The organism is Vibrio sp. 1978 (genome assembly GCF_033344345.1).
The window spans coordinates 1-563 of the sequence record NZ_JAWPOP010000833.1 but is presented as its reverse complement, the minus strand read 5'-3'; the positions used below and the strand labels follow the sequence as shown (position 1 = coordinate 563).

Sequence of the window (563 nt, the reverse complement as noted above, 5' to 3'; positions counted from 1 at the left end):
TGAGTGCCTTTGCGGAAGCGCAAACCTGTCGTCGTCAGGTTCTGCTCAACTACTTTGGTGAGTACCGCGAGAAGCCTTGTGGTAACTGCGATATCTGCCTCGATCCACCCAAACATTTTGATGCGACAGAAGAAGCGCGAAAAGCGTTGTCGTGTGTTTACCGCGTTAACCAAAGCTTTGGTATGACGTATGTGGTTGAGGTGCTGCGTGGTATGCAAAATATCCGCGTGCGTGAACATGGCCACGATAAGATCTCTACATACGGCATTGGCCGCGATCACAGCCATGATTACTGGGTGAGTATCTTCCGCCAGTTAATCCACAAAGGACTGTTGTTTCAAAACATCACCCGAAACTCGACGTTGCAATTGACCGAGGAAGCTCGACCATTATTGCGCGGGGATGTGTCGCTCGAGCTAGCGGTTCCTCGTTTGGATACCGCAGCACGCGCTGCGAAGTCGGACAAACTGACCAGCAAAAACTACGATAAGAAGCTGTTTGCGAAATTACGCAAGCTGCGTAAGTCGATTGCCGATGAAGATGGCTTACCACCATACGTTGTA

At 50.3% G+C, this 563-nt stretch carries 1 protein-coding gene; it reads left to right on the top strand.

Annotated features, from left to right (window positions below):
- The coding region (locus R8N49_RS29370; RefSeq protein ID WP_318190726.1) for an RQC domain-containing protein at nt 1–563 on the top strand (563 nt) is incomplete at both ends.